Origin of the sequence: Rhodococcus sp. PD04 (genome assembly GCF_035918275.1) — a bacterium.
GTDB classification, from domain to species: domain Bacteria; phylum Actinomycetota; class Actinomycetes; order Mycobacteriales; family Mycobacteriaceae; genus Rhodococcus; species Rhodococcus rhodochrous.
Genome location: NZ_CP142143.1, coordinates 4,033,376 through 4,054,211 on the forward strand (window position 1 = coordinate 4,033,376; position 20,836 = coordinate 4,054,211).

Genomic DNA, 20,836 nt, shown 5'->3' on the forward strand with positions numbered 1-20,836 from the left:
CACTGGCGCTCATGACACCCCGCATCCCGCCCGGACGTTTCAAGGAGCTCGGCCCGATCAACTGGGTGACATGGAAGGCCCTGTCCGCTGCCGGCGGTACCTCGGACGCCCACCTGTTCAGCACCCTCGGCCGCACCGGACGGCTGTTCCGCGGGTGGTTGCACTATGCCGGCATGCTCATGCCGTTCGGCCGCCTCGGCCGGTTCGAATCGGAGATGGTCATCCTGCGCGTCGCGCATCTGCGTGAGTGCGGTTACGAATTCGACCACCACACCCGCCTGGGCCGCCGTGCCGGGATCACCGACGAGGTGCGCGAGCGTATCGTCGCCGGACCCGACGCTCCCGGCTGGCAGGCGAGGCATCGTGCGCTTCTCGCCGCCGTCGACGAACTCGTGGCGACGAAGGATCTGTCCGACGAGAGGTGGGCATCGCTCGCGCAGTTCTACGACGATCGCAGACTCATCGAATTCTGCCTGCTGGTCACGCAGTACGACGCCCTCGCCACGACCATCGGTGTGCTGCGGATCGAACGCGACTTCTGATCCGCCCGCACCGGCCGGCACCCGTTCGGCGGCGCGATCCCTAACAAGGCTGTTACACAACGTCACAGCGGCGTCATTGCTGGTCCATAGCGTATACAGCCATGTCCACAAAGACGTATACAGAAGCGTCGGTCCCCTCGACCTTCGCCTTCGACACCCTGCTGGTCGCCAACCGCGGCGAGATCGCGTGCCGCATCATGCGGTCCGCGCACAAGCTGGGTCTGAAGACTGTTGCGGTCTACTCGGACGCCGACGCAACGGCCGCACATGTCGAACTCGCCGACATCGCGGTCCGGCTCGGCCCGGCTCCCGCATCCGAGTCCTACCTGCGGGCCGATCTCGTCGTCGAGGCGGCCCTGGCCACCGGTGCGGGAGCGATCCATCCCGGTTACGGGTTCCTCTCGGAGAACGCCGAATTCGCTGCTGCCTGCGAGGCGGCGGGAATCGCCTTCGTCGGGCCGACCCCCGACCAACTGCGCGTCTTCGGCGACAAGCACACCGCCCGTGAGGCCGCCCTCGCGGTGGGCGCGCCCCTCGTCCCCGGAAGCGGACTGCTCGAGTCGCTCGACGACGCGCTCGCCGCGGCCGAGGACATCGGATATCCAGTGATGCTCAAGGCCGTCGGCGGCGGTGGTGGTATCGGCATGCAGGCCTGCCACAGCGCCGACGACCTGCGTGAGGCGTACGAACGCGTCATCCGGCTCGCCACGGCGAACTTCTCGTCCTCCGGTGTCTTCCTCGAACGGTTCGTCCCCCGCGCCCGGCACGTGGAGGTGCAGGTCTTCGGCGACGGGCACGGCCGGACGATCAGCCTCGGCACCCGCGACTGTTCGTTGCAGCGCCGGAACCAGAAGGTCGTCGAGGAGGCGCCCGCGCCGAACCTCCCCGACCACATCGTCGAGCGGATGCTCTCGTGTTCACGCGCTCTCGCGTCGTCGGTGCAGTACCGGTCGGCGGGCACGGTCGAGTTCGTCTACGACGTCGATCGCGGCGAGGTGTCCTTCCTCGAGATGAACACCCGGCTGCAGGTCGAACATCCGGTCACCGAGGAGGTCACGGGCGTCGACCTCGTCGAGTGGATGCTGCGCCTCGCGCGCGGCGACGACAGCATGCTCGACGGACTGCCCGATTCCGGACCCGAGATCACCGGGCACGCGGTGGAAGCCCGTGTGTACGCGGAGGATCCGGGCCGCGACCACCGGCCGAGCGCGGGTCTGCTCACGCACGTCGAGTTCCCCGCCCACACCCGCATCGAGACGTGGGTGGACACGGGCACCGAGGTCGGCACCTCCTACGACCCGATGCTCGCGAAGGTGATCGTGCGCGGCGAGTCGCGGCGCACAGCATTCGCCGGGTTGGCGGAGGCACTCGACGACACCCGGATCCACGGCGTGCAGACGAACCTGTCGCAGTTGCGCAGGATCTGCTCCGAGGCAACGATTCTCGACGCGGAGCATGTCACCACGACGCTGGCGGACATCCACCCCACCGGACACCGCATCGACGTGCTGCGTGCCGGCACGATGACGACCGTCCAGGACTTCCCGGGACGGATCGGACTGTGGGAGGTCGGCATTCCGCCGTCCGGTCCGATGGACGATCTCTCCTTCCGCGCCGCGAACGTCGCCGTCGGCAACCCGGAGGGCGCACCCGGTCTCGAATGCACCCTGCTCGGTCCGCGCCTCGGGTTCTCCGATCCGACGATCGTGTGTGTCACAGGCGCCCCCGCCGAGGTCACCGTCGACGGTGCGCCGGTGCCGATGTGGGAGCCCGTCGAGGTCCCCGCCGGTTCCGTTCTCGACGTCGGCACCCCCGTCGACGCAGGCCTGCGCACCTACCTCGCGGTCCGCGGCGGACTCGACGTGCCGCTCTACCACGGCAGCGCATCGACGTTCACGCTCGGCGGTTTCGGTGGACCCACCGGCAGGGCGCTCGCGACCGGCGACGTGCTCGGGCTTGCGTCCGGTGGCGCACTCACCGATCCGGCCCCGGTCCCCACCGGGATCCGCCCCGCCTTCGGGCACACATGGCATCTCGCGGTGACCGAGGGCCCGCAGCCGGCCCCGGCCTACTTCACCGCCGACGACCTGCAGCAGTTCTACGACGCGACGTGGACGGTGCAGACGCACGCCAACCGCACCGGCATCCGGCTCGACGGCCCGAAGCCCACCTGGTCGCGCACCGACGGCGGCGACGCCGGTCTGCACCCGTCGAACCTGCACGACAATCCGTACAGTGTCGGCGCACTCAACGTCTCCGGCGACACCCCGATCCTGCTCGGTCCGGACGGTCCGAGTCTCGGCGGCTTCGCGTGCCCGCTCACGGTGATCTCCGGCCACCGCTGGAAGCTCGGCCAGATCCGCCCCGGCGACTCGCTGCGGTTCGTGCCGGTCACCGACGAGGGCGCCGTCGAGCTGCGCAGCAGTGCGGCCCGCGGCGCCGACCTCCCACCGGTCGCCCGGCAGAGCGCACCCGACTGTGGTCGTCTCGGTCGCATCGAGCCGTTCCTGGACCACCCCGAGGTCGTGTACCTGCGCGGTGGCGACGACAACATCCTCGTCGAGTACGGCGAGATGGTGCTCGATCTCGGCCTGCGCATGCGCGTGCACGCACTGTCGGAGGCGCTGGCCGCCACGCGCCTGCCCGGCATCGTCGACGTCACGCCGGGTGTGCGCTCGCTGCACATCCACTTCGATCCCGACGTGCTGCCGCAGTGCCGCCTGCTCGGGGTGCTGCAGGATCTCGAGACGGAACTTCCCGCGACGCGCGATCTGGTGGTGCCGAGCCGCACCATCCGTCTGCCGCTGTCGTTCGACGACCCGTCGATCGCCGAGGCCATCTCGCGCTACCGCAGCGGGGTGCGCGACGAGGCACCCTGGCTGCCGTCGAACACCGAGTTCATCCGGCGCATCAACGGTCTCGACTCGGTCGAGCAGGTCCGCGACACCGTCTTCGACGCCGAATATCTGGTCCTCGGCCTCGGCGACGTCTATCTCGGTGCGCCCCTGGCCGTTCCGCTCGACCCGCGGCACCGGCTGGTCACGACGAAATACAACCCCGCCCGCACGTGGACGCCGTCCGACGCAGTGGGCATCGGCGGCAAGTACCTGTGCGTCTACGGCATGGAATCGCCCGGCGGATACCAGCTGGTCGGACGGACGATCCCCATCTGGTCGGGCTACCGGCAGACGGGGCCGTTCGAGGAGGACAAGCCGTGGCTGTTCCGGTTCTTCGACCGCATCGTCTGGGAACCGGTGACGCCCGAGCAGTTGCTCGAAGACCGGGCCGCGGCGAAGGCGGGCCGGTTCGACGCCGACATCTCCGACGGCACCTTCGCTCTCGCCGACCACCTGCGTTTCCTCGAGGACAACGCCGACTCCATCGACGCCTTCCACGCCGCGCAGTCCCGTGCGTTCGACGCGGAGAAGCGGGCCTGGCTCGAGGCCGGAGAGTTCGACCGCGTCGACAGCGAGCCGATCGAGATATCCGCTGTCGGTGATCCCCTGGACGGGATGCCGGCAGGTGCCGTCGTCGTCGAGGCGCCGATGGTCGGCAACGTCTGGCGCGTGGGGGTCGCCGAGGGCGACACCGTCGCCGCCGGGGACACCGCGGTGGTCCTCGAAGCGATGAAGCTCGAGATGCCCGTGCCGGCGGAGACCACCGGCACGGTCCTGAAAGTTCTCGTGAGCCCGGGCACGAAGGTTGCACCCGGGACCCCCCTTCTCGTGATCGGAGCAGTCTGATGAGCATCGGCAGTACCCTCGACAACCCGGGTGTCGGATTCACGGCGCCCGCCCCCTCGGTGAGGGTGTCCGCCACCGATCGCGTTCGTGCCGCACTGGGCCGCATCGACGAGGTGGACCGACCCGAGGTGTGGATCACCCTGCGCAGCGCAGACGATCTCCTCGCCGAGGCGGCCGCCGTGGACGCACGGGTCGCCGCCGGTGAGTCGCTTCCGCTCGCCGGTCTGGTCGTGGCGGTCAAGGACAACGTGGACGTCGCGGGAATCCCGACCACCGCGGCGTGTCCCGAGTTCGCGTACGTCCCGGAGGAAACCGCTTCGGGTGTCGAGCGTCTGGTCGCCGCCGGCGCCGTCGTGCTGGGCAAGACCAATCTCGACCAGTTCGCCACCGGCCTCGTCGGCACCCGCAGCCCCTACGGGGCGGTGCGGTGCGCGTGGGATCCCGAGAAGGTCTCGGGCGGTTCGAGTTCCGGTTCGGCGGCCGCGGTGGCGCTCGGCATCGCCGACATCGGGTTGGGCACCGACACGGCCGGTTCGGGACGCGTCCCCGCCGCGCTGCACGGAATCGTGGGCATCAAGGCCACTCTCGGCGTGATCCCGGCACACGGTGTGGTCCCGGCCTGCGTCGACTACGACTGCCTCACGGTCTTCGCGACGTCGCTCGACCTGGCGGCGACCGCGATGCGGATCATGGCCGGACCCGAACCCCGCGACCCGCGCAGCCGGACCTGGCCCGCGGACGTGCGACTCGCCGCGCCGAACACCCTGCGCGTCGCGGTGCCGCGCGCCGAGGATCTCGAGGCGCTGTGCGAGCAGTACCGCGACGCCTTCACCCGCACGGTGGCCGCGGCGCGCGAGTCCGGCGTCGAGATCGCGGAGGTGGACGTCTCACCGCTGCTCGACGCGGCCCTGCTCCTGTACGACGGTGCCGTGGTGGCCCAGCGTTATGCGGCCGTCGGCGAGTTCCTGTCGACGGCACCGGAGGGAGCCGATCCCACCGTCGCCGCGATCGTCGCCGGGGCGAAGAAGCCCGCCGCCTACGAACTCGTCGAGGACCTCGACACCCTCACCCACGTGAAGGCGTTCGCGAGTGAACTGCTCGCCGGATTCGACGGGTTGCTGCTCCCGACGACGACGGAACACCCGACGATCGCCGCGGTGCAGGCCGATCCGATCGCGATCAATCGGCGGATGGGTACCTACACGAACTTCTGCAACCTGCTGGACATGGCGGCGGTGGCGGTGCCCGGTGTGCCCACGGCGGCCGGCGAGCCGTTCGGGGTCATGGTCGTGGTCCCGGCTTTCGGCGACCAGGTGGCGGTGGACGTCGCGGCGGCGCTGAACGGTGTGGACGCACCGCGCATCGTCGAATCCGGTGTGGAACTGGCGGTCTTCGGAGCACACCTGCGCGGTCAGCCGCTGCACTTCCAGCTCGAGGAACTCGGGGCGCGCTTCGTCGAAGAGGTGCACACCTCCGACGCGTACCGTCTCACCGCACTGAACACGACGCCGCCGAAGCCGGGCCTGGTGCGTCACGCACCGGGCGAGGGCGCCGCGATCGTGGGCGAACTGTTCCGGCTGTCGGAGGCCGGTCTGGGCCGGTTCCTCGCCGCGCTGCCCGCCCCGATGACGTTGACGAGCGTCGAACTGGCGGACGGACGGTGGGTCGTCGGTTTCGGGTGCACGCAGGACGCAGCCGCCGACGCGGTGGACATCACCGGGTTCGGCGGCTGGAAGGCCTATCGGGCGTCCTGACCCCGGGCTCCGGAGTGCAGTTCTCGTCGGCGATCTCGCGCATCGTCGACGAGAACTGCACGCCGGATGACGGTCAGCGGGGCGGCGGATCGACCTTCACGCCGCCACCGGCGTGTTCCGGTCCGGCGTCGGGATGGTCGGCGGGCAGACGGTCGCGGAACCGTGCGGCCTCGCTGGGGATGGGACCGCCGGTGGGGTCCTGCGAACGACGATACGGTCCGGGCTTCGGACGGGGCTTGCCGCCCGGGAACGCGAGCCGGGCGATGGTGCGGTGCACCATGAACCACTGCTTGCCCAGTCTGCCCGAGTTGTAGGGCAGTTCGTAGCGCTCGCAGATGTCCTTGACCTTCGGCGCGACCTCCGCGTAACGGGTGCTCGGCATGTCGGGGAACAGGTGGTGCTCCACCTGGTAGCCGAGATTACCGCTGAGGATGTGGAACAGCGGGGTGCCTTCGATGTTCGCGGCGCCGACGAGCTGTCGCACGTACCATCCTCCGCGCGACTCGTTCTCGACCTCCTTCTTCGAGAAGGTGTAGGTCTGGTCGGGGAAGTGCCCGCAGAAGATGATCGCGTGCGCCCACACGTTGCGGATGATGTTGGCCGTGATGTCGGCGAGAACCGTCGCGAGGAAGGTCTTCTCGACGCCGGGCAGATACCGGTCGGCGAGATGGGCTGCGGTGCGGAACTTTCCGGACCGGCCCCTACCCATCGTCCCCTTGCTCATCGATCGCAGTCGCCGGCCCAGACGCGAGGTCTTCGGCTGGGGCAACCGGCCCTGCAGCGCGACCTGCGCGAGACCGAACAGCGCGGCGCTCACCAGCGGCCAGCCGACGTAGTCCTTGACGAACTGCGCGCGGGCCTTGCCGAAGATGCCCTTCAGCTCCTCGATCACCTGACCGGCCGACTTCTCGCCGGCCCACAATGCCTCGAGGTCGAGGTCGTGCAGCGCCACACCCCATTCGAAGAGCACGGTGAGCAGCGCGTTGTAGAGCGGTTGCGCCAGGTAGACGGGGTGCCACTTCTGGTGCGGGTCGATCCGCATGATCTCGTAGCCGAGATCCTTGTCGAGACCGCGGATGTTCGTGAACGTGTGGTGGATGTAGTTGTGCGAGTGCTTCCACGCCTCCGCGGTGGAGGCGGTGTCCCAGTCCCACACCGACGAGTGGATGTCCGGATCGTTCATCCAGTCCCACTGGCCGTGCATGACGTTGTGGCCGATCTCCATGTTCTCGAGGATCTTCGCCACTCCGAGACAGGCGGTCCCGGCCACCCATGCGGGCTTGTACGACGACGCGAAGAGCAATACCCGCCCCGCGACGACCAGCTGACGCTGCGCGGCGATGACGTTCTTGATGTACTGCCGATCCTTGTCGCCGAGACTCGAGTACACCTCGTCGTGGATGGCGTCGAATTCCTTGGCGATCTGCTCGAGATCGTCGTCGCTCAGATGCGCGAGCGGGCTCTGTGGCTCCCGCGTCCCGGTGTCGGTCCTGTCGATGCTTATCGTCACGACGCCCCCTGCTTCGAAGCCGGTTGCTTCACAGTTCTATTTCGATGTCGCCCTCCGCGGTGTGGATGCAGGTACGCACCGCAGCCCCGGTGGGCTCGCTCACCTCGTCGGTCCGAAGGTCCCGGAGTTGCCCGGATTTCAGCGTTCCGACGCACGTGTGGCAGATGCCGATACGGCAGCCGTACGGCAACTTCAGGCCGGCGTTCTCGCCTGCGACCAGGATGGGTGTTCCCCCGTCGCACTCCACCTCTTTCTCGCTGTCGAGGAAGTGGATGGTGCCGCCCTCGCCGCTCCCGGCATTCCCACCGATGATCGGCTGGAAACGTTCGAGGTGGAATCTTTCGGGATCACCGTGTTCGTCCCAGTGTTCTTCGAGAGCGTCGAGCAGGTCGCGCGGGCCCGAGCAGAAGGTGTCGCGCTCGCGCCAGTCGGGGCACAGATCGTCGAGGTCGTCGGGGGTGATGCGGCCGCGGTCGCCGCTGAGCCACAGCTCGAGACGCATTCCGGGATGCCGCTCGTCGAGGTCGCGCAGGGTCGAGCCGAAGATCACCTCGTCCTCGGTGTGGGCGGAATGCACGACGACGACGTCGTCGAGGCGGTCGCGGTGATCGAGGCTGCGCAGCATGCTCATGATCGGTGTGATCCCGCTGCCCGCGCTGATGAACAGCATCTTCGCGGGCAGCGGGTCGGGCAGGGTGAACACGCCCTCGACCTCACCGAGCCGGACGATGTCGCCGGGCTCGAGTTTGCGGACCAGGTACGGCGAGACCACACCGTTCTCGACGAGCTTGGGTGTGACGCTGATGAGCCCGTCGACCGGATCGGGATCGGAGGTGAGCGAGTACGCCCGCCAGTGGTAGACCCCGTCGATGATCACCCCGAGCCGCACGTACTGGCCCGGCTCGTGACCGCGCCACTCGTAGGCCGGGCGGATGAGCACCGATGCGGCGTCGCCGCCCTCGGGGACGACCCGTTCCACACGGCCGCGCAGTTCGCGGGTCGTCCAGAGCGGGTTGATCATTTCGAGATAGTCGTCGGGCCGCAGAGGTGTGAACAGGTGCCGCACCGTTCGCAGCAACCATCTCCGAACTGGGTGCACGTGTGGGCGAGCGCCGCGTTCCGCCATGACGCAACACTACGCGGGCATACACGCCGCACGTGCGAATTCCTTGCCGATGTGGGATCGGTGACAGCTCAGCGCAGGATCGTCAGCTGCACCACGGAATCGGCGTTCGCGACGAGGCGGTGCACGATGCCGGCGTCGACGTGGACGGCGGTGCCCGGCACGAGCGACACGGTCTCGTCGGCGGTGCTGAACGAGATGTCCCCGGTGACGGCCTGCACGAGGATCGGAGCGCCGGCCTTGTGGTCGTCCATCGTCTGCCCGGCAACGAAGGACAGCCGCACCACGGTGGCGCCGGTGACCGCCGCGAGCTTCTCGATGCGCGGCCCGCTCCCCTCACCCGCGTTGAGCTCCGCGAGACCCTCGATACGGGTGAGCCTGCCCTCGACCTGCTGTGTACTCATCACGCTTCCTTCTTCGTGGCGACGATCTCGATCGCGACCAGATGCTTCTTGTACTTCGTGAACGTCGACCGCATCTGGAGCACCCGGCTGCGGGCGTCGGAGTCGCGGAGGACGTTGCGGACGAACTTCAGGGTGCCGGGCAGGCCCTCGTCGGCGAGGATGCGCCTGGGTTCGAGCAGCGCCATGGGCGCGAAGCCGACCTTCTCGACCTCGAATCCGTTCTCCTCGAACAGGGTCCGCCATTCCTCCGCGGTGAGCGGGCGGGCGTTGACCTTGATCGAGCGCGCGAGCGACTTGCGGATCTCGGTCTTGACCTCGTCGTCGACCTCGTCGGGTTCTATCGCGAGTTCGTGGATGGCGTACCGGCCGCCGGCGCGGAGCACCCGGCGGGCCTCCTGCACGATCTCCGCCTTGTGCCTGTCGGTCTGCATGGTGAGCATCGCCTCGCCGACCACGACGTCGGCGACCTCGTCGTCGAGTCCGGTCTTCGACGCCTCGCCGCTGACCACCCTGCCGCCACCGGCGATGGCCTTGCGCGTCAGTTCGGCTGCCGTCTCGTCGGATTCGACGCCGGTGTAGCTGCCGGGCGAGTACGCGAGGATCTCCTGTGCCGTCCGGCCGAGGCCGGGCGCGAACTCGACGACGTCCGCGCCGCGCAACCGCGCGTCGGCGAGCACGCGTGCCGTCAGTTCCTTGCCGCCGGGCCGCAGCACACGCTTGCCCAGGCGGGCGAGCAGCCAGTGCCCCGGCAGGTGGGCGGTGTCCCTACCCGCAAGGGGCAGAGCGTCTTCCGATGCGCGCTCATTCGTCATGTTCTGCACTCTTTCTCGCGAGGCCAAGGGTAGCCACAGTTCCGAGGCCTTCCGGACCGGTCGTAACGTGGACGGTGAGCCGGTCGTCGCCTCCATGACGCCGACTATAGAGGATTTTCTTCCTTTTAATAAGGTGACCCTCACCTAAGGGGCACCCCGGGCGCGACGGGAGAGCGGACTTGGCACGGCGGGTGAAGCAACGCGAGCGGATTCTCGGACTGCTGCGGGAGTCCTCGGGCCCGGTCGACGCCCATCACCTCGCCGCCGCGCTCGCCCTGCACGTCACGACCGTCCGCTTCCATCTCGCGGGCCTCGAGGACGAAGGTCTCGTGCGTACACAGCAGCTTCCGGCCGAGCGGGTCGGGCGCCCGCGCCTCGGCTACGTCGCGGTGAAGGAACCGTCCTACACCGATCTCGTCGCGCTGCTCGCCGCGCGGCTCGGGGGCACCCCCACCGAGCGCGAGGACAAGGCGTTCGAGGTGGGCTCGGACTGGGCGGGCATGCTCGCCCTCGCACCCGCACCGACCGTCGACGCCGGCACGCTCGTCATCGACGCCCTGCAGCAGTTGGGTTTCGAGACACAGACCGCGACGAACGCCTTCGGCACCCACAGCCTCACGTTGTGCACGTGCCCGCTCGCGGAGATCGCCCGCACGAATCCCGAAGTGGTGCGCGGCATCCAGCGCGGATTGATCCAGCGCGTCCTCGACGACCACGCCGACCTGCTGCGCAGCCGCTACGCCGTCGACGTCCGGCCCGACCCGCAGGACGGCAACTGTCTCGTGCAGCTGGTGCTGCGCCCGGAGAAGGGCGGAACGACGTCAGCCCGCGACGACGGTCGAGTCGTCACGGGCTGAGCCGGTACATCCGAGCGGGGATCCGCCCACACGGAAGAAGGGTGAACGCGGGGCCTCGGGTCGGCCCCGCATCCTCAGAAGTTGATCATGTGTCCCGCGAGACCGTGGATGGCCTCCTGCAGCGCCTCGCTGAGCGTCGGGTGCGTGTGGACGTTGCGCGCGAGCTCGTTGACCGTGAGGTCCCACTTCTGGGCCAGGGTCAGCTCGGGCAGCAGCTCCGAGACGTCGGGGCCGATGAGGTGACCGCCGATGAGCTCACCGTGGGTCTTGTCGGCGATGAGCTTGACGAAGCCGTTGGGATCACCCAGACCGTGTGCCTTGCCGTTGGCGGTGAACGGGAAGGTCGCGACCTTCACGTCGTAGCCCTCGGCCTTCGCCTGCTCCTCGGTGAGACCGAAGGAGGCGACCTGCGGCTGGCAGAAGGTCGCGCGCGGCATCATGCGGTAGTCGCCGAGCTCGAGGGTCTCGGCACCGCCGATGGTCTCGGCCGCGACCACGGCCTGTGCCTCCGCGACGTGCGCGAGCTGCAGCTTCGCGGTGACGTCGCCGATGGCGTAGATGCCCTTGACGTTGGTGCGCATGCGCTCGTCGATCGCGATGGCACCGCGGTCGGTGAGCTCGACGCCGGTGTTCTCGAGGCCGTAGCCCTCGACGCGCGGCGCGAAGCCGACCGACTGCAGCACCTTGTCGACCGTGACGGTCTCGACGTTGCCGGACTTGTTGTCCTTGATCTCGACGGTCACCTTCGAGCCGTCGTCCGAGATCTTCTGCACGGCGGCACCGGTCTTGATGGTGATGCCGAGCTTCTTGTACGCCTTGGCGATCTCCTTGGAGACGTCGGCGTCCTCGTTGGGCAGTGCGCGGTCGAGGAACTCGACGATGGTGACGTCGACCCCGTAGTTCTTCAGGACGTAGCCGAACTCCATGCCGATGGCGCCGGCACCGACGATGACGATGGACTCGGGGAGGTCGCGGGTGAGGATCTGCTCCTCGTAGGTGACGACATTGTCGCTGAGCTCGGTGCCCGGCAGCAGCTTCGTGACGGAACCGGTCGCGATGATGACGTTGTCGAAGGTCACCTGTTCGGTGCCGCCCTTGGTGAGGGCCACCTCGATGGTCTTGGCGTCGACGAACGAGCCCTTACCGTCGTACTCGGTGATCTTGTTCTTCTTCATGAGGAAGTGCACGCCCTTGGTGCGCCCGTCCGCGACCTTGCGGCTGCGGTCGTAGGCGGCACCGAAGTCGAAGGACACGTCTCCCGAGATGCCGAAGGTCTTGGCCTCTTTGTTGAAGAGATGTGCCAGCTCGGCGTTGCGGAGAAGTGCCTTCGAGGGGATGCAGCCGACGTTCAGGCAGACACCACCCCAGTACTTCTGCTCGATGATGGCGGTGCTCAGTCCCAGCTGTGCCGCGCGGATAGCAGCGACGTACCCACCGGGACCGGCTCCGAGGACAACGACGTCATAGTGTGAGGTCACGGATATACAGGGTAGTCCCGCCCGATTCCGGTGTCTGCCGATGGTCCGGTTACCGGCCGGTAGCTACCGGATCCGGTGATCGGCCGTGTATCGGCGCACCGCGAGCGGGACCGTCACGACGAGCAGCACGACGCACCAGCCGAACGCCGACCACACCGGATGGTGCAGCGGCCACGCCACATCCGCGGGTACCGGCGCGGACGCCGAGAGCAGCTCACGCAGCGCACCCACGACGGCACTGACGGGATTCCACTCCGCGATCTGCCGGACCACCACCGGCATCGTGTCGGTGGGCACGAAGATGTTCGAGAACATGATCGCGCCGAAGATCATCGGTGCGCACTGCTGCAGGACCTGCTCGTCCCGGATCGAGACGCCGAGCCACACACCCACCCACGAAAGTGCGAACCGGAACAACAGCAGCACCAGCACGGCGAGGGCGATCTCCCCGGCGTCCGCCTCGATCCGCCAGCCGACGAGATATCCGATGCCGACCATCGGCGCCAGCGTGACCGCACACGTCAGGGTCTCGGCGAAGACAAGGCCGGCGGGTGCGGCCACCGGGGAGGTGGGCAGGGTCCGGAAGCGATCCGACAGTCCGCTGCGCATGTCGGCGTTGGCGGTGGCGGCGGTGGTCGCGAGGCCCATGGCCGCCACGAGGACGAGTACGCCCGGCATCAGATACGCGCGGTAGGTGGCGCCCTCGCCACCGGACAGGGCGCCGGCGAAGACGAATCCGAAGAGCAGCATCATGCCCAACGGTGCGGTGAGGGTGACGAACAGCAGGGCCGGCGAATGCCGGTAGGTCAGCAGGACGCGGTGCAGCAACGTCCGGGTGCCGGTGAGGGCAGAACTGCCGTGGCCGGACTCGTGGATGGTGGTCATGCGGACTCCTCGATTCGCTCACGTCCGGTCAGGGTCAGGAACGCCTCGTCGAGACCCACGCGGCGTCGGCCGATGTCGTCGACGGGGACACCTGCCTCGCCGAGGGCGCGCAGCACCGGCAGCAACGGCACCGAGTGGGCCTCGGTCGTGAACGACAGCCGGACCGAGTCGTTCGCCCCCGGCGTCCGGACGCCGGTGTGGCGCAGGCCGAATGCGCCGATGACGGCGACGGCCTCGTCGACGTGGGCGGCACCGGGCAGGACGAGGTCGAGTCCGGAGCCGACCGCCTCCTTGATCTCGGCGGGAGTGCCGGTCGCGATCGTCCGGCCCGCGTCGAGGATGGTGATGTCGTCGGCAAGCCGGTCGGCCTCGTCGAGATACTGCGTGGTGAGCAGGACCGCGGTGCCCTCGGCGACCAGTTCGCCGACCATCCCGTAGATCTCGTTGCGACTGCTCGGATCGAGACCGGTGGTCGGTTCGTCGAGGAAGAGCACGTCGGGTCGCACGAGCATCCCGCCGAGCAGATCCAGCCGCCGGCGCATGCCGCCGGAGTAGGTGCTCGCCTGCCGGTTCGCAGCGTCGGCCAGACCGAAGCGGTCGAGCAGTTCGACCGCGCGGGCGTGGGCGGCGCGACCGGCCAGACCGTGCAGGCGAGCGACGATCGTCAGGTTCTCGACACCGGTCAGCCGCAGATCCACCGCGTGGTACTGGCCGACGAAGCCGATGCAGCGCTTCACGCGGGCCGCATCGCGCACCACGTCGAAGCCGCGTACGCGGGCACGACCGGCCGTGGGCCGCAGCAGGGTGGCGAGCATCCGCACGGTGGTGGTCTTCCCCGATCCGTTCGGACCGAGGAGCGCATGGACGCGTCCCGGCGGGACGCGCAGCTGGACGTCGTCGACGACGGTGCGATCACCGAACGTCCGGGTGAGGCCTTCCGCCTCGAGTGCCATCTCGGTCACGATCCGCCTCTCGACTGGGAACAACGTTCGCAGTTCGAGGGTACTCATCTGCGAACATCGTTCGCAACCCGTTCGAGGAGGCATGCTGTCCTGCATGACGGTCTCCGACTCGATCTGGCTGCGGTCCGACACCGGGCGTCCCGGTCCGCGACCGGCCTACACGCTCGACCAGCTCGCGGACGCGTGCGTGCGGATCGCCGACGAGGACGGCATCCGCGCCCTGTCCATGCGCAGGCTCGCCGACACCCTCGGTACCGCCCCCGCGTCGCTCTACCGCTACGTCTCGGGCAAGACCGATCTCGTGGACCTCATGGTCGACCGAGCCGGCGCCGAATACCGCTTCGCTCCACTGACCGGCGACGTGCGCGCCGACGTACTCGACATCGCCGAACAGTCCCGCGCGATCCACCGCCGGCACCCCTGGCTGAGCCAGGTCACCGCATCGACGCTCGGCCCGAACTCGATGCGGTATCTCGACCACCTCGTCGGCGCCCTCGCCCCCGCCGGACTCGACCCGACCGCGACGATGACCGGAGTCGCCCTCCTGTCGGGGTGGGTCACCAACTTCGCCGCGCAGGAGGCCGCCGGGATGTCGGCAGGGGCGGCCGGCGGCGGAGCCGCGCACATCGCCGCGATGCTCGAGCACGGCGACTACCCGCATCTCACCGCCCTGATGACCGGCGCGGCCGCCGGAGGATCCGCTGGTGATGTCGCAGATGCGGACAGCCGCAGCGGTGCGGACGACGGATCCGATGCGAACGACCGTGCGTTCCGCGCCGGCATCGACGCGCTCCTGTTCGGCATCGCGCCGACCCGCTGACCTCGGCCGCCGGTTTTCGGGCCGGATCGCGGGGCCGGATCGCGGGGCCGGATTCGGGCTCGTTCTACGCGGGTCCTGTCGACCTCACGCTCGCCGAGACCACGGTGCTCACGGGCGACACCGATGGCACTGAGACGGTACAGAAGCGTGGGAGTGATGATCACGGACCGAGCGTGCGGAGACATTCTTGGCGACCACTTGGTGCGCGACGATCTCCGGCGCCCGCTCGGCACCAAGTCGGTTCCAAGTCCGGCCGCGCACGCTACCGACATGACTTCCGCATCCATCACCCCGCGCCTCACCACCGACGACGACCTGCTCGGAATGCGGCTCGCGCACCGCGTGATCCTCCGCGACGTCACCCGGCTCCGCGAACTGGCGGACCGGATGCTCGCAGATCCGTCGAGCTTCGACAGGGCCCGCTACGCGGCGACCGCCGACTACGTCGGACTGTTCGTCGCGAGTCTCCATCACCATCACAACGTGGAGGACCTCGCACTCTGGCCGCTGATCACCTCGTCGGCCGGACCCCACGTCGACTTCACCGAACTCACCGACGACCACGACGAACTCGACCCGCTCCTCGACGAACTCGGCGAATGCACCCGCGGGCTCCCCGACCCCGCGGCAGTGGCCGGCTTCGCACGCACCCTCCGCACGCTGAGTGAGCACCTCCACGAGCACATCGCGGACGAGGAGCGGACGGTCTTCCCGCTCATCACCGGGCACGTCTCCGCCGACGCGTGGCAGCGGTTCGAGAAGGACGCCCAGCGCGGTGGCCGGGCCGACTTCGACCTCACCCGCTTCTTCGCCGTGATGACCGAGGACGAGACCGAGCGGGTCCGCCGCGAACTGCCCCTTCCGGTGCGACTGATGGTCGCGGTCTTCTCCCGTCGGCAACGACGCCGCGAGCGCGCGGTGTTCGGCTGACCCTGCTGTTCGGCTAACCCAGGATCCCGCGGTCGTAGGCGACTGCGACCGCGGCCGCCCTGTCCTTCACCTCGAGCTTCGCGAAGACGTGGGTCAGGTGGGTCTTCACGGTCGCCTCGCTGATGAACAGCTCCTGGGCGATGGCCCGGTTCGAGGTGCCCTTCGCGACGAGCGCCAGCACCTCACGCTCCCGGGCGCTGAGCGCCTGCGGGGCGGTGGGTGTCCGCATGTGGTTCATCAACCGCGACGCGACCACCGGCGACAAGACGGTCCGTCCCTCCGCCGCAGCCCGCACCCCGGCGAACAGGTCGTCCCGCAGAGCGTCCTTGAGCAGGTAGCCGGTCGCGCCGGCCTCGATCGCAGGCACGGTGTCGGCGTCCGTGTCGTAGGTCGTCAGCACCAGGACGCGACTACGCGCACCTCGCGCGACGAGTTCGGTGATCGCCTGCACTCCCCCGCCTCCCGGCATCCGCAGGTCCATGAGCACCACGTCGGGATCGAGTTCGAGCGTGAGGGTCACGGCCTCCGGACCGGAGGCGGCCTCCCCGACCACGTCGAATTCCGGGGATGCGGCGAACATTCCGCGCAGGCCGTCCCGCACGACGGGGTGGTCGTCGACGATCAGCACGGTGATCTCGTCCGCGTCGGTCACGACATCCTCCCCGTCGGTCACGACGTCCTCCCGGCCCTGATCAGCGGCACCCGCACCGAGACCGCGGTCCCCACACCCGGTTCGGACTCGACGTCCACGACGCCGGCGATCCGGTCGGCACGGGACTGCATGCCCCGCAACCCGAATCCGTCGCCCGGTGTCGCGCACGGATCGAAACCGCATCCGTCGTCCCGGATGTCCACACTCACTTCGTCGTCCATGTAGGACACCGTGACACCGGCACGGTGTGCGGAGGAATGCTTGGCGACGTTCGCGAGGGCCTCCTGGGTGATGCGGAACAACGTCACTCCGATGTCGTCGTGCAACGGTTCGGTGGTGCCCGTGACCGTGAGATCGGCCCGGATCCCGTTTTCGGCCGACCATCTCTCCACCTCGTGGGCCAGCGCGTCGTCGAGCGTGCGGTGCTCGAGTGCCTCGGGAGCGAGATTGCGCACCGAGCGGCGGGCATCGCCGAGGCTGCGTCGCGCAAGGTCCGTGGCCCTCTCGACGTGGCGCCGCGCCGCCTCCGGATCGGCGGTGTCCTGCGCCGCCTGCAACTGCGTGACGATCCCGGCCAGGCCCTGGGCGAGGGTGTCGTGGATCTCGGCGGCGAGCCGGCGGCGCTCGTCGTCGATCCCCGCTTCCCGGGCGTGCACCAGCAGCTGCGCGTGCAGGGCCTGGTTCTCGGACAGCGCGTTCTCGAGTCGGACGTTGGTGCGTTCGAGTTCGGTGATCGCAGCGAGCCGTTCGAGACTTCGCTGCTCGTCGCGTTCGGCGAGCCTCATCATCAGCATGGAGATCGAAGCGTTGAGCACGACGAGGAGCCCGAACGCGATCCACATCGTCGTGTCCTCCGGCGGCAGACCACCCGCCTGCGAACCCGCCACCGTCACAGCGGTGACGAGCAGCCCGAACCGGATCCAGCGATCCGGCAGCATCGCGTGGGCATCGAAGTAGCCGGAGGCCGCGTAGATCGCGAAGAACGGGTTGAGCCAACTCAGGACGAACGCCAGGGCAGACCGGAGCAGGTAGTAGACCGCGTCGCCCTCCGGCATCGACCGGCGGCGGCGACCGCGCCACAGTTCCAGACCCACCGCCACCGCGGTGAGCACCGCTGCCGTGTACCGCTCGGCGGGACTCATCAACAACGTCGCGGTGCCGACGGACAGGACGGTGCCGGTGGCGAGCATCCCCACCGGCGCCCATCTGTAGGTCCGAAGCCACGGATCGTCGGTGGTCGTCGGTGCCGTCATGGCTTCCAGGATGACGGTCGACGCGGTCACTGCCAACGGAACCACCGGATCGCCACGCCGGTCAGGACGACGGTCCAACCCACCACGACCGCGATGCCACCGAGGTTCGGCAGGCCGCCCGCGGCGGTCTCGTCGAGCAGTTGCGCTGCGGCACCGAAGGGTGTCAGCTCCACGATCCGTCGCAGCAGCTCGGGCATCGCCTGCACCGGAAGCCATACGCCTGCACTGAACATCAACGGGAAGAACACGATCGTGCCCAGCGTCTGGGCGATCCGCACGGACGGTGCCACCGCAGCCAGTGTCGCTCCCGCGCTCAGTGCCGCAGCGAGAGTGACGAGTACCGCGAGTGCGTATCCCCACGGCTGGGCGGGGAAGGCGACTCCGAAGGCCGCCCGACCGACGATCAGTGCGAGGACCACCGACGCCAGGACCGCGATCGCGTGCACCACGATCTGTGCGGTCAGCAGGTGCGACGGACTCGCCGGGGTCACGGCGAGCCTGCGGAGGATGCCCCGTTCTCGGTACGACGACAACACCGCGGGCATCGTCTGGACACCGGCCACGATCATCGCGAGGAGGATCGCCACGGGGACGTACAGATCGATCACCCGCAGACCACCGAGGTCCGGATCCGGTTCCCGGAAACCGGGAATCATGCCGAGGATCACGAGCAACAACGTGGGGAAGACGAGGATCCAGAAGAGCGCCCCGGGTTCCCGCGTGAACAGTCGTGCCTCGGTACGCAGAACGGCGGTCGATGCGGACATCGCCGGGGTGCCCGTCGTCGACGTCTCGACGAGCCTGGTGCGGACGGTCGGGTCGGTCATGACGTGCTCCTGGTGTCGGTGAGATCGAGGTAGGCGTCGTCGAGGGTCGCTTCGGCGATGCGGAGGCGTTCGGCCGTGACGCCGAGGCGTGCCAACAGGCCGAGTACCGCGTGGATCGACTCCTCGCTGCCTTCGACGGCCACCCGTTCCCGGGCGGTGTGCACGGAGACGACGCCGGGCTGGGCTTCGAGGAGCGCGGGGTCGAGCGGACCGGACGGGTGGAACGAGACCACGATCGCTGCGGACGACTGCCCGATCAGCTGGGCCGGCGTCCCCAGCGCACGGATGCGCCCGGAATCGAAGACCGCGACACGGTCGCAGAGGCGTTGTGCCTCTTCCATGAAGTGGGTGACGAGCAGGACGGTGACGCCGGAATCACGCACCTCCTCGATCAGTTCCCAGGTGTCACGGCGCCCACGCGGGTCGAGTCCGGTGGTGAGTTCGTCGAGGACGACGACGCGCGGTGAACCGATGAGTGCCAGTGCGATGAACAACCGCTGTTTCTGGCCCCCGGACAGTTTCGTGAACCGGGTGTCGAGCATGCGGCCGAGCCCGAGGCGTTCGGCGAGCACATCGCCGTCCGCGGGTCGGGCGTAGAAGGCCGTGTACAACCGGAGGGCCTCGCGCACGGTCAGTTTCGGCTGCAGCTCGCTTTGCTGCAACTGCGTGCCGAGCAGTTCGGTGACGGCCCGGTGGTCGCGGACCGGGTCGAGGCCGGCGACGCGGACGGTGCCCTCGTCGGGTTTTCGCAGACCCGAGATGTGTTCGACGGAGGTCGTCTTCCCGGCGCCGTTCGGACCGAGGATCCCGAAGATCTCACCTTCGTGGATCTCGAAGCTCACGCCGTCCACGACGGCGCGACCTCCGTACGACTTGTGCAGATTGCTCACTTCGACGATCGGCATGCATCGAGCGTCGCGCGGAGTTCCGGTCCCGCACATCGTCCGTCCGTCTCGATCGGATGTCCCCCGATCGGATGATGGCGAGGGTCATCCGGGTCGGGCATGATGTCGCCGTGCGTGTTCCCCGTCGAGATCAACCCGCGCGGCGCGAGGCCGCTCGGGTGTTCGACACGGGAGAACCCACATGGAATACAACGCGATGATCGAGATCGACGCCGACCTCGATCGCCTGACCGACGACGAGACCGTCGAGCTCATCGAACCGATCGTCCCGCACCACGGGGCGGTGGGACGCAGCGACAACGGCCGCGCCCAGCTCGTCATCACCGTCGACGCCGTCGATGCGATCCACGCGCTGCGGTTCGTGCGCGACCTGATGCAGACCTCGTACCCGTCGTACCGCGTGAACGCGGTGGACGTGTTGCCCACCAGTGCGTTCGACGCGATCTACGGCTTCGGCGACTACTTCGCCTGATGTGACGGGCCGGTGAGGGTCCGCCCCGGCGCGGACCCTCACGTCACTTCCGGCGCCCGAACCTCCGCATGCCGAGCAGGTAGCCCGGGATCGACCGGAACGGGACCCGCACCGGCCAGTCGTCGGGGCGGAAGTACGCCTCGGTGCCGCCGTCGACCACCACGACGCTGCCCGTCATGAAGTCCGCGGCCGAGGACAGCATGAACTCGACCCACTGCGCGATCTCGTCGGGCTTCCCGAAGCCCCCGAGCGGAACGGGGAAGCTCTCGACCGCCTTCTTGAGCGGGCTCTCGAGCTGCGCGTCGAGCAGCGGGGTGGAGATCGCTCCCGGTGCGAGGACGTTGAGGCGGATGCCGGCACCCGCCCATTCGGGGGTGACCGCGGCGCGGCGCGCCCATCGGGTCACGGCGATCTTCGATGCCGCGTAGGTGAACGGCGGGCCTGCCTGCGGGATGCGCGTGGTGCGCGCGACGCCCTTGTCCATGTCGCCGGCGAGGAATGCCTTCACCGCCGAGTTCGGCACGCCGGGCGTCGTGGTCGTCGAATTCGACCCGAACACCACGACCTTGCTGTTCGCGGAGGCGGCCAGAGCCGGTCGCCAATCGACGAGCAGGTCGATCACGCCCCGCACGTTGACCTGCGCGATGAGCTTCTCCTTGCCCGGGGTGGGGCCCAGGCCCGCGGCGAGCACGGCACCGTCGAGACGGCTGCCCGCCAGCTCGAGCGTCGCCCGGATCGCGTGGGAGCGGCCTTCCAAGGTGGACAGGTCCGCCGTGACCTCGGTGTCCTTCAGATCGATGCCGATCACCGTGTGCCCGGCGGCCCGCAACCGCTCCGCGCTCGCCCGGCCCATTCCCGACGCGGCACCCGTCACCGCATATACCGCCATGTGCCCCTCCATCGTTGG

At 68.8% G+C, this 20,836-nt stretch carries 19 protein-coding genes; 7 read left to right on the plus strand and 12 right to left on the minus strand.

Annotated elements, in window-relative coordinates:
* Nucleotides 1-11 precede the first annotated feature (11 nt).
* The 3 genes from U9J23_RS18495 (at nucleotide 12) to atzF (ending at nucleotide 6,039) form a co-directional block, all read left to right on the plus strand.
* On the plus strand, nucleotides 12-542 hold the full coding sequence (locus U9J23_RS18495; protein WP_229579486.1) for a carboxymuconolactone decarboxylase family protein: 531 nt from the start codon (nucleotides 12-14) through the stop codon (nucleotides 540-542).
* Nucleotides 543-643: 101 nt separating this feature from the next.
* A complete protein-coding gene (gene uca, locus U9J23_RS18500; protein ID WP_229579487.1) occupies nucleotides 644-4,285 on the plus strand; it encodes an urea carboxylase in 3,642 nt (1,213 codons plus the stop codon).
* Nucleotides 4,285-6,039, plus strand: a complete 1,755-nt coding sequence (atzF, locus tag U9J23_RS18505) for an allophanate hydrolase (RefSeq protein WP_229579488.1) — start codon at nucleotides 4,285-4,287, stop codon at nucleotides 6,037-6,039. Before uca ends, atzF begins: the two co-directional genes overlap by 1 nt.
* Before the next feature lie 73 nt (nucleotides 6,040-6,112).
* On the opposite strand, the gene U9J23_RS18510 is transcribed toward atzF, so the two are convergent.
* The 4 genes from U9J23_RS18510 to U9J23_RS18525 form a co-directional block, all read right to left on the minus strand.
* Entirely contained in the window at nucleotides 6,113-7,549 is a 1,437-nt protein-coding gene (locus U9J23_RS18510; RefSeq protein WP_194699614.1) for a fatty acid desaturase family protein, read from the minus strand.
* 28 nt (nucleotides 7,550-7,577) lie between these two features.
* The gene (locus tag U9J23_RS18515) at nucleotides 7,578-8,675 is read right to left on the minus strand and encodes a ferredoxin reductase (RefSeq protein WP_085469680.1); all 1,098 of its coding nucleotides are present in this window, start codon (nucleotides 8,673-8,675) and stop codon (nucleotides 7,578-7,580) included.
* Nucleotides 8,676-8,743: 68 nt separating this feature from the next.
* Entirely contained in the window at nucleotides 8,744-9,076 is a 333-nt protein-coding gene (locus U9J23_RS18520; protein ID WP_060650615.1) for a hypothetical protein, read from the minus strand.
* Nucleotides 9,076-9,888, minus strand: coding sequence for a class I SAM-dependent methyltransferase (locus U9J23_RS18525; protein ID WP_059384726.1), 813 nt, complete (start codon nucleotides 9,886-9,888; stop codon nucleotides 9,076-9,078). The genes U9J23_RS18520 and U9J23_RS18525 overlap by 1 nt, the downstream gene beginning before the upstream one ends.
* 179 nt (nucleotides 9,889-10,067) lie before the next feature.
* Here U9J23_RS18525 and U9J23_RS18530 point away from each other — a divergent pair, with 179 nt between their 5' ends.
* The gene (locus tag U9J23_RS18530) at nucleotides 10,068-10,745 is read left to right on the plus strand and encodes an ArsR family transcriptional regulator (protein WP_228526005.1); all 678 of its coding nucleotides are present in this window, start codon (nucleotides 10,068-10,070) and stop codon (nucleotides 10,743-10,745) included.
* 74 nt (nucleotides 10,746-10,819) lie between these two features.
* Here the strand turns inward: U9J23_RS18530 and lpdA are convergent, their stop codons facing one another.
* The 3 genes from lpdA to U9J23_RS18545 form a co-directional block, all read right to left on the minus strand.
* Entirely contained in the window at nucleotides 10,820-12,223 is a 1,404-nt protein-coding gene (lpdA, locus tag U9J23_RS18535) for a dihydrolipoyl dehydrogenase (protein ID WP_059384716.1), read from the minus strand.
* Between the two features lie 63 nt (nucleotides 12,224-12,286).
* A complete protein-coding gene (locus tag U9J23_RS18540; RefSeq protein WP_059384715.1) occupies nucleotides 12,287-13,108 on the minus strand; it encodes an ABC transporter permease in 822 nt (273 codons plus the stop codon).
* Complete coding sequence (locus tag U9J23_RS18545; protein ID WP_080968447.1) at nucleotides 13,105-14,118, minus strand: ABC transporter ATP-binding protein; 1,014 nt, start codon at nucleotides 14,116-14,118, stop codon at nucleotides 13,105-13,107. The genes U9J23_RS18540 and U9J23_RS18545 overlap by 4 nt, the downstream gene beginning before the upstream one ends.
* A 46-nt stretch (nucleotides 14,119-14,164) precedes the next feature.
* Here U9J23_RS18545 and U9J23_RS18550 point away from each other — a divergent pair, with 46 nt between their 5' ends.
* Both U9J23_RS18550 and U9J23_RS18555 read left to right on the plus strand, forming a co-directional pair.
* Nucleotides 14,165-14,890, plus strand: coding sequence for a TetR/AcrR family transcriptional regulator (locus U9J23_RS18550; RefSeq protein ID WP_228526003.1), 726 nt, complete (start codon nucleotides 14,165-14,167; stop codon nucleotides 14,888-14,890).
* A gap of 270 nt (nucleotides 14,891-15,160) precedes the next feature.
* Complete coding sequence (locus U9J23_RS18555) at nucleotides 15,161-15,820, plus strand: hemerythrin domain-containing protein (protein WP_085469714.1); 660 nt, start codon at nucleotides 15,161-15,163, stop codon at nucleotides 15,818-15,820.
* A 13-nt stretch (nucleotides 15,821-15,833) separates the two neighbouring features.
* On the opposite strand, the gene U9J23_RS18560 is transcribed toward U9J23_RS18555, so the two are convergent.
* From U9J23_RS18560 to U9J23_RS18575, 4 genes are read right to left on the minus strand one after another with little or no spacing between them, the layout of a single operon-like run.
* Complete coding sequence (locus U9J23_RS18560) at nucleotides 15,834-16,472, minus strand: response regulator (protein WP_006553604.1); 639 nt, start codon at nucleotides 16,470-16,472, stop codon at nucleotides 15,834-15,836.
* Between the two features lie 17 nt (nucleotides 16,473-16,489).
* Nucleotides 16,490-17,725 (minus strand): sensor histidine kinase, encoded by a 1,236-nt coding sequence (locus U9J23_RS18565; RefSeq protein WP_059384361.1) that lies wholly within the window; start codon nucleotides 17,723-17,725, stop codon nucleotides 16,490-16,492.
* A 26-nt stretch (nucleotides 17,726-17,751) separates the two neighbouring features.
* Complete coding sequence (locus tag U9J23_RS18570; RefSeq protein WP_095092050.1) at nucleotides 17,752-18,552, minus strand: ABC transporter permease; 801 nt, start codon at nucleotides 18,550-18,552, stop codon at nucleotides 17,752-17,754.
* Nucleotides 18,549-19,457 (minus strand): ABC transporter ATP-binding protein, encoded by a 909-nt coding sequence (locus tag U9J23_RS18575; RefSeq protein WP_085469682.1) that lies wholly within the window; start codon nucleotides 19,455-19,457, stop codon nucleotides 18,549-18,551. The genes U9J23_RS18570 and U9J23_RS18575 overlap by 4 nt, the downstream gene beginning before the upstream one ends.
* Before the next feature lie 181 nt (nucleotides 19,458-19,638).
* Between U9J23_RS18575 and U9J23_RS18580 the strand changes: the two genes are divergently transcribed.
* Complete coding sequence (locus tag U9J23_RS18580) at nucleotides 19,639-19,929, plus strand: hypothetical protein (RefSeq protein WP_059384294.1); 291 nt, start codon at nucleotides 19,639-19,641, stop codon at nucleotides 19,927-19,929.
* A 43-nt stretch (nucleotides 19,930-19,972) separates the two neighbouring features.
* On the opposite strand, the gene U9J23_RS18585 is transcribed toward U9J23_RS18580, so the two are convergent.
* Nucleotides 19,973-20,818, minus strand: a complete 846-nt coding sequence (locus tag U9J23_RS18585; protein ID WP_059384295.1) for an SDR family oxidoreductase — start codon at nucleotides 20,816-20,818, stop codon at nucleotides 19,973-19,975.
* Nucleotides 20,819-20,836 lie beyond the last annotated feature (18 nt).

Bases quoted from the DNA above. Each gene is read 5' to 3' on its own strand.
- U9J23_RS18555 (WP_085469714.1), top strand. From the start codon at position 15,161: ATGACTTCCGCATCCATCACCCCGCGCCTCACCACCGACGACGACCTG.
- U9J23_RS18515 (WP_085469680.1), bottom strand. From the start codon at position 8,675: ATGGCGGAACGCGGCGCTCGCCCACACGTGCACCCAGTTCGGAGATGG.
- uca (WP_229579487.1), top strand. From the start codon at position 644: ATGTCCACAAAGACGTATACAGAAGCGTCGGTCCCCTCGACCTTCGCC.
- U9J23_RS18545 (WP_080968447.1), bottom strand. From the start codon at position 14,118: ATGAGTACCCTCGAACTGCGAACGTTGTTCCCAGTCGAGAGGCGGATC.
- U9J23_RS18495 (WP_229579486.1), top strand. From the start codon at position 12: ATGACACCCCGCATCCCGCCCGGACGTTTCAAGGAGCTCGGCCCGATC.
- U9J23_RS18550 (WP_228526003.1), top strand. From the start codon at position 14,165: ATGACGGTCTCCGACTCGATCTGGCTGCGGTCCGACACCGGGCGTCCC.
- U9J23_RS18570 (WP_095092050.1), bottom strand. From the start codon at position 18,552: ATGACCGACCCGACCGTCCGCACCAGGCTCGTCGAGACGTCGACGACG.
- U9J23_RS18520 (WP_060650615.1), bottom strand. From the start codon at position 9,076: ATGAGTACACAGCAGGTCGAGGGCAGGCTCACCCGTATCGAGGGTCTC.
- U9J23_RS18585 (WP_059384295.1), bottom strand. From the start codon at position 20,818: ATGGCGGTATATGCGGTGACGGGTGCCGCGTCGGGAATGGGCCGGGCG.
- U9J23_RS18580 (WP_059384294.1), top strand. From the start codon at position 19,639: ATGGAATACAACGCGATGATCGAGATCGACGCCGACCTCGATCGCCTG.
- U9J23_RS18575 (WP_085469682.1), bottom strand. From the start codon at position 19,457: ATGCCGATCGTCGAAGTGAGCAATCTGCACAAGTCGTACGGAGGTCGC.
- atzF (WP_229579488.1), top strand. From the start codon at position 4,285: ATGAGCATCGGCAGTACCCTCGACAACCCGGGTGTCGGATTCACGGCG.
- U9J23_RS18525 (WP_059384726.1), bottom strand. From the start codon at position 9,888: ATGACGAATGAGCGCGCATCGGAAGACGCTCTGCCCCTTGCGGGTAGG.
- U9J23_RS18540 (WP_059384715.1), bottom strand. From the start codon at position 13,108: ATGACCACCATCCACGAGTCCGGCCACGGCAGTTCTGCCCTCACCGGC.
- U9J23_RS18565 (WP_059384361.1), bottom strand. From the start codon at position 17,725: ATGACGGCACCGACGACCACCGACGATCCGTGGCTTCGGACCTACAGA.